General features: G+C 32.6%; 6 protein-coding genes and 1 rRNA gene. All 7 read left to right on the top strand.

Annotated elements, in window-relative coordinates; translation table 11 throughout:
* Positions 1-597 precede the first annotated feature (597 nt).
* A complete protein-coding gene (locus tag I6U48_RS29040) occupies positions 598-2,046 on the top strand; it encodes a tagaturonate reductase (protein WP_218324000.1) in 1,449 nt (482 codons plus the stop codon).
* A 20-nt stretch (positions 2,047-2,066) separates the two neighbouring features.
* Positions 2,067-3,554: a UxaA family hydrolase gene (locus I6U48_RS29035; protein WP_218323999.1), complete on the top strand. Its 1,488-nt coding sequence runs from the start codon at positions 2,067-2,069 to the stop codon at positions 3,552-3,554.
* Positions 3,555-3,640: 86 nt separating this feature from the next.
* Positions 3,641-4,309 carry an MATE family efflux transporter gene (locus tag I6U48_RS29030; RefSeq protein WP_218323998.1) on the top strand — a complete coding sequence of 223 codons (669 nt, stop codon included), beginning with the start codon at positions 3,641-3,643 and terminating at the stop codon, positions 4,307-4,309.
* Between the two features lie 57 nt (positions 4,310-4,366).
* Positions 4,367-5,197, top strand: coding sequence for a 5-dehydro-4-deoxy-D-glucuronate isomerase (gene kduI / locus I6U48_RS29025; protein ID WP_218323997.1), 831 nt, complete (start codon positions 4,367-4,369; stop codon positions 5,195-5,197).
* 21 nt (positions 5,198-5,218) lie between these two features.
* The gene (gene kduD / locus I6U48_RS29020; RefSeq protein WP_218323996.1) at positions 5,219-5,995 is read left to right on the top strand and encodes a 2-dehydro-3-deoxy-D-gluconate 5-dehydrogenase KduD; all 777 of its coding nucleotides are present in this window, start codon (positions 5,219-5,221) and stop codon (positions 5,993-5,995) included.
* Between the two features lie 111 nt (positions 5,996-6,106).
* Complete coding sequence (locus I6U48_RS29015; protein ID WP_218323995.1) at positions 6,107-6,298, top strand: tryptophan-rich sensory protein; 192 nt, start codon at positions 6,107-6,109, stop codon at positions 6,296-6,298.
* 500 nt (positions 6,299-6,798) lie between these two features.
* A 16S ribosomal RNA gene (locus tag I6U48_RS29010) occupies positions 6,799-6,894 on the top strand; the annotation flags it as partial.

Here is a 6,894-nt window from a genome sequence, read left to right as displayed (position 1 = left end):
CGCACTATAGACACCCACTCCAGACTCTTAACTTATACTCAGGGATATGTTTCCATACTTAAGCACTATATAAATTTTTTATTATTCTAAAGCTAAGTATTTTGAATTATCTAAGAAACTTTTATAAACTCGTACCTCAAACATATAAAAGCCTCTAAGATTTTCTAAAATACTTCGCTAAGAATGATAAAAAAGTTTTTATATGTGCTTTCAGATTTGGTAACATCTACCTGCGTATAAGTTTACTTTCTGGTGTATGTATCTATAAAAGTATCATTACCTTAAATTCTATAAAAAAATTAACGCTTTCATCTAATGATGTAGCAAAAGCAGCTCAAGTGGTAAATAGTAAAACACAAAATATCGTGTAGTAGTTATAAAATAAAGATATATATTTTACATTACTTTGTTACCACAATATTTATCTTATGGTATAGATTTTGTAAAAAATAAGGTGGAAAAGATATTGTTAACGTGTGCAATGAATGATATAATAAAGATACTAAAGGTTGTCAGATTATATGCAAATAAAAAAATATAAGTTAAAAAATTTTAGCGTTTTATGCACACGTTAACAATTGAGATGGAGGAATAGAAATGAGATTAAATAAAGAAACATTTAAAGAATACAAAAAATATCCAGAGAAAGTTTTACAATTTGGAGAAGGAAATTTTTTAAGAGCCTTCGTTGATTGGCAAATTGACAAAATGAATAAAGAAGCAGATTTTAATGGTAGCGTAGTAGTGGTACAACCTATAGAATTTGGTTTAGTTGATAAGTTAAATGAGCAAGATGGATTATACACGCTTTATTTACAAGGAATAAAAGATGGAAAAGCTGTTAAAGAACATTCCGTTATGAACAGTATAAGTAGAGGGGTAAATCCATATATACAATACGATGAGTACTTAAAGGTTGCAGAAAATCCAGACTTAAGATTCATAATTTCAAATACTACCGAGGCTGGAATTACTTTTGATGAAAATGACAGGTTAGAAGATAAACCACAAAAAAGCTTTCCAGGAAAATTAACATCATTTTTATATCATAGATTTAAAGCTTTTAATGGAGATAAAAATAAAGGGTTTATAATAATTCCTTGTGAGCTCATAGATAGAAATGGTGAAAAGCTTAAAGATGCAATTCTTAAGTTCGCTGAACTTTGGAATCTAGAAGGAGAATTTGTAAGTTGGATAAATGATGCTAATACTTTCTGCTGTAGTTTAGTAGATAGAATAGTAACTGGATATCCAAGAGATACAATAAATGAAATAACTAAGGAATTAGGATATGAGGATAACCTTGTAAATGTGGCAGAACAGTTCCACCTATGGGTGATTGAAGGACCACAATGGGTAAAAGATGAGTTTCCAGTAGAGATGGCTGGTCTTAATGTAAAGTTTGTTGATGATATGACTCCATACAGAACAAGAAAAGTTAGAATTTTAAATGGTGCGCATACTGCTTTAGTACCAGTGTCATATCTATACGGATTAGATACTGTAGGACAATCGGTAGAGCATGAAGTTGTTGGCGAGTTTATAAAAGGAGTTATATATGATGAAATAATTCCTACACTAGATCTTCCAGAAGATGAATTGAAGTACTTTGCAGGTGCTGTACTTGAAAGATTTATGAATCCATTTGTAAATCACTATCTAATGAGTATAGCATTAAACTCAATGTCAAAGTTTGAAACTAGAGATTTGCCTTCCTTACTAGAGTATATAAATAGAAAAGGCGAGATTCCTAAAAAGTTAGTATTCTCACTTGCGGCATTAATAGAGTTCTATAAGGGTAAAAGAGGAGAAGAAGAAATAAAACTTGCGGATGATGCAGAGATCCTAGATTTATATAAAGCTACATGGGAAAGCTATGATGGTACTCAAGAAGGTTTAAAAAATGTAGTTGTTACAATATTGTCTTATGAAAAGAATTGGAAGATAAACTTAAATGAAGTTCAAGGATTAACAGATGCAGTAACTAACTGTTTAATCAAAATTGAAAATCTAGGAATTAAAGAAGCACTAAAAGAAGTTATGTAATAAAAGTGGGAGGTAATTCCGTGAAAACTATTATAAAGATAAATGAGAATGATAATGTAGTTGTAGCGTTAGGCGACTTAAATAAAAATGAAATCGTAGAGGTACAAGGAAAAGAAATTACACTAAAAGAAGATATTAAGAGAGGGCATAAAATTGCTATAGCTGAAATCAAAGCAAGTGAAAATATAATTAAATACGGATTTCCTATAGGACATGCAATTAAGGATATTTCTGAAGGTGAATGGGTGCACACTCATAATGTAAAGACAAATTTGGATGGTATAAAAGATTATAGTTTTAATCAAAAGTTAATAGAAAATATATTTAAGGACAGAAATCTTACTTTCCAAGGTTATAGGAGAGAAGATGGAAACGTAGGAATAAGAAATGAGCTTTGGATAGTACCTACGGTAGGTTGTGTAAATGGTACTGCCGAAAGTATTATGGAGAGATTTAAGAAAGAAATTGGACAATTATCTATTGATAATACCTTAGTACTTAAGCATAACTATGGATGTTCACAGCTAGGAGATGACCATGTAACTACTAGAACAATATTAGGTGATGCAGTTAACCATCCTAATGCTGGTGGAGTACTAGTGTTAGGACTTGGATGTGAGAATAATAATATGCCCGAGTTTAAAGAATCATTAGGTGAATTTAATGAAAAAAGAATAAAGTTCTTAGTATCACAAGAAGTTTCTAATGAAATAGAAGAAGGGGTTAAATTACTAAAAGAACTTTATGAAAATATGAAAGATGATAAGAGAGAAGATGTACCTTTATCTGAATTGAAAATAGGATTAAAGTGTGGAGGATCTGATGGGTTCTCAGGAATAACTGCAAATCCTCTTGTAGGAAGGCTTTCAGATTTCTTGGTAGCTCAGGGAGGAACAACAATCTTAACAGAAGTACCTGAAATGTTTGGAGCAGAAACCTTATTAATGGATAGAGCTGAGAGCAATCAAGTATTTGATAATGTTGTTAGTCTAATCAATGACTTTAAAGAGTATTTTATGAAATATGATCAGCCAGTATATGAAAATCCTTCCCCAGGAAATAAAGCAGGTGGTATAACAACACTTGAAGATAAGTCACTAGGCTGTACACAAAAAGCTGGTACAGCTACAGTAGTAGATGTGCTTAAGTATGGTGAAACTCTTAAGACAAAGGGATTAAATCTTTTAAGTGCTCCAGGAAATGACTTGGTAGCAGCATCAGCATTAGCATCAGCAGGATGCCAGATGGTTTTATTTACTACAGGAAGGGGTACGCCTTTTGGATCTTTTGTTCCAACGATAAAAGTATCAACAAATACTCAATTATATAAATTGAAGCCTCACTGGATTGATTTTAATGCAGGAAGCTTGGTTGAAGATGTATCCTTTGAAAGTCTGTTAGAAGAATTTGTTAACTTTATAATTAAAGTTGCAAGTGGAGAATTAGCTAATAATGAGAAGAATAATTTTAGAGAATTGGCTATATTCAAAACTGGTGTTACGCTGTAAAGGCTATGTTGAATGGGTAGATAATTTGAATTATCTACCCATTCAGTACGTAAATAAATATATTCTTTTTCGGAGGAGAGAAATAAATGCAAACAGCGTATTCGAGATATGATATAGATAAAGAAATTTTGGGACTAGCTTGGCCAACAATTTCAGAACAAATACTTATCATGATGGTGGGAATAGTATCAACTGTATTAGTATCCAGATTAGGCAAAGAGGCAATGGCTGGAGTAGGAATGGTAAATATTTTAATAAACTTTTTTCAAACCATTTTTGCTGGACTTGCAACTATAGCAAATACAACTGTAGGTCAAAATTTAGGTAAGAGTAATTATGATATGGCTGAGGTATATGTCTACGAAAATAATAGATTGGCTATTATAGTTGCCATTGCAGCAGCTGTATTAGAAATTGCATTTGCAGTTCCTTTATCAAAGTTATATAGCAGTGACTATCAAGTAATAAGGGCTAGTGTGATTGTTACCATAGGCTTTGCATTGATAGAGCCTTTACTCGCTATAGAGAGGGTTAGTGCATCGGTGATGAGGTGCGCTGGTGACATAAGGTATGTTATTGTTACTTCAATAATTGCATTATGGACTTTTAGAGTTGCTGCATCCTTCGTATTAGTAAAGTTTTTTCATATAGGTCTGTATGGAGTCATGGTTGGAATTTTTCTTGACTTTTGCGTGAGGGGCTTTATGTATGTAATCAGAATGAAGGACGGTAAATGGAAATACCTAAGAGTATAACTATTTATGCTTTTAGTAGTTAATTGCTTATAAATAAAAAATATAGGGAGGAGAAACATGGATATACGATATTCTAATCATCCAAATGATTCAAAAAAATATAATACTATAGAGTTAAGGAAGAATTATTTGCAAGAGAAAATATTTTCAAGAGATGAAATTTGTTTAACTTATAGTCATGTAGATAGAATAATATTTGGAGGAGCAATGCCTGGAGAAGAAAAACTTATCTTATCAGTAGCAGATGAATTGAGAGCTGAATATTTCCTTCAAAGAAGAGAAATGGGCGTTATTAATGTAGGGAGTAAAGGGATTGTTGTTTTAGATGGAATAAAATATGAATTAGATAAGTATGAAGGGCTATATATAGGGAGAGGAACAAAGGAAATAATATTTATTTCAATGGATAAAAGTAATCCAGCAAAATTCTATATTAACTCTGTTCCGGCGCATACCTCTTATCCAATAGTTAGAATCGACAGAAACAACGCAGTAATGGCTGACTTAGGTGAAAGGAAAAATATGAATGAACGTACCATATATAAATTTATACACCCTAACGTATGTAAAAGCTGCCAGCTATCTATGGGAGTAACTATGTTGAAAGAAGGTAGTGGCTGGAACAGCATGCCTTGTCATACGCATGAGCGCAGAATGGAAGTGTATTTCTATTTTGATTTACCAGAGGAGCAAAGAATATTTCATTTAATGGGTCAGCAAAATGAAACAAGGCATATTGTAGTAGCCAATGAACAGGCAGTAATTTCTCCAAGTTGGTCTATACATGCAGGCGTTGGTACAAGCAATTATACATTCATATGGGGAATGTGTGGAGAAAATCAAGACTTTGATGATATGGATCATATTGCAATTAAAGATTTAAAATAAATATTTTAAGGAGATATAATTATGACATTATCAGATTTTTCTTTGGATTTTTTTAGGTTAGATGGCAAAGTTGCCATCGTAACAGGTGGCAATACTGGAATTGGTCAAGGATTTGTAGTAGCTTTAGCTAAGGCAGGGGCTGATTTACTAGTATCAACTCACGGCACGAACTGGGAGGAAACAAAAAAGTTAATAGAGGCAGAAGGAAGAAAAATAGAGTTCATTCAGGCTGACTTAGCAAAAAAGGAAGAGATAAGAAAAGTAGTAGATAAGTGTATAAAAGTTTACGGCAAAGTAGATATACTGGTAAATAATGCAGGAACGATAAGGAGGAACCCGCTGATTGAATACAAAAAGGAGGATTGGCAAGCGGTTATTGATTTAAATCTAAATGCTGTGTATTATCTAAGTCAAGAAGTTGCAAAGATAATGGTAAAGCAGAAATCAGGCAAGATAATTAATGTAGCATCAATGCTTGCATTTCAGGGAGGAAAGTTCGTGCCGCCATATACAGCAAGTAAGCATGGGGTGGCAGGCATAACAAAAGCCTTCGCAAATGAGCTAGCTTGTCACAATATACAGATAAATGCATTAGCACCGGGATACATAGAAACAGCTAATACAGCAGCGATAAGAGAAGATGAAAAAAGAAACAATGAAATATTATCAAGAATACCGGCGGAAAAATGGGGCAGTCCATTCGATTTAATGGGAGCTGTAATATTTCTTGCAAGTAGGGCATCAGACTATGTTAATGGCCATATCTTAGCTGTTGATGGTGGATGGTTGGTTAGATAAAAAATAAGCCTTCTTGTGGGCTATCATATTCCTTATAGATAACCACGGCCGAAAGTTGATTTACACTCCGGGGTATGTTTCCAAGCTTCGGCACTATAAAAACTTTTTGTTTTGCTTATCTATAGATTCAGACTTTATGGTTCAGCTTTCTTTGAATTGATTAAGTTATTAGTATTCGTTATAATAATAACTTTTGAATTTAGCAAAAGTGATAAATTATCAAGATACTTAATGATACCATATATTTTATGGGTAGTGTTTGCAGGTATATTAAGTTATACAATATGGATATTAAATATGTAGCGTGAAAAAGGGTCTGAGAAAGACCCTTTTATTTTACAGAGTAAACTGAATCAAGTGTATCCATATATTAAATATTAAGAATATAAGAGTATAATAGAGTATTATTAAGTTGAATTGAAATAATGATAATTGCTCTCAATGATGTATATATAATATCGTGATAAGATAACACATGTCGCTTGGATGAAGCGGCAAATAAATAAGTTAAATTGAAGTTGAAAAAGATGTTGACAACAATTTAATTTGTGTGATATTATATAAAAGCTGTCAGCGATGAATTGATTTATCAAGTTTAAATAGTAAAGTTGGTAACAAATTACTAGTTGACAAGCCAAAGTAAAAATGATAAGATATAAAAGTCGCTGATGAGCGACAATGATCCTTGAAAATTAAACAGAGGTTAAAAGCTTAAATAGCTTTTATTAAGTAAAGTAAACCAGCAATTCTTTTGAGCTACTTGATAGTAGCTAAGAAAAAACAGTAATGAGCATTCAAACTTTTAAATTGAGAGTTTGATCCTGGCTCAGGACGAACGCTGGCGGCGTGCTTAACACATGCAAGTCGAGCGATGAAATCCCTTCGGGGATGGATTAGCG

The organism is Clostridium thailandense, from assembly GCF_019207025.1.
Taxonomy (GTDB): domain Bacteria; phylum Bacillota; class Clostridia; order Clostridiales; family Clostridiaceae; genus Clostridium_AM; species Clostridium_AM thailandense.
Note: the sequence above shows the minus strand (reverse complement) of the source record. Positions and strands in the feature narration are given on the sequence as shown.

Bases quoted from the DNA above. Each gene is read 5' to 3' on its own strand.
- kduD (WP_218323996.1), top strand. From the start codon at position 5,219: ATGACATTATCAGATTTTTCTTTGGATTTTTTTAGGTTAGATGGCAAA.
- I6U48_RS29030 (WP_218323998.1), top strand. From the start codon at position 3,641: ATGCAAACAGCGTATTCGAGATATGATATAGATAAAGAAATTTTGGGA.
- kduI (WP_218323997.1), top strand. From the start codon at position 4,367: ATGGATATACGATATTCTAATCATCCAAATGATTCAAAAAAATATAAT.
- I6U48_RS29040 (WP_218324000.1), top strand. From the start codon at position 598: ATGAGATTAAATAAAGAAACATTTAAAGAATACAAAAAATATCCAGAG.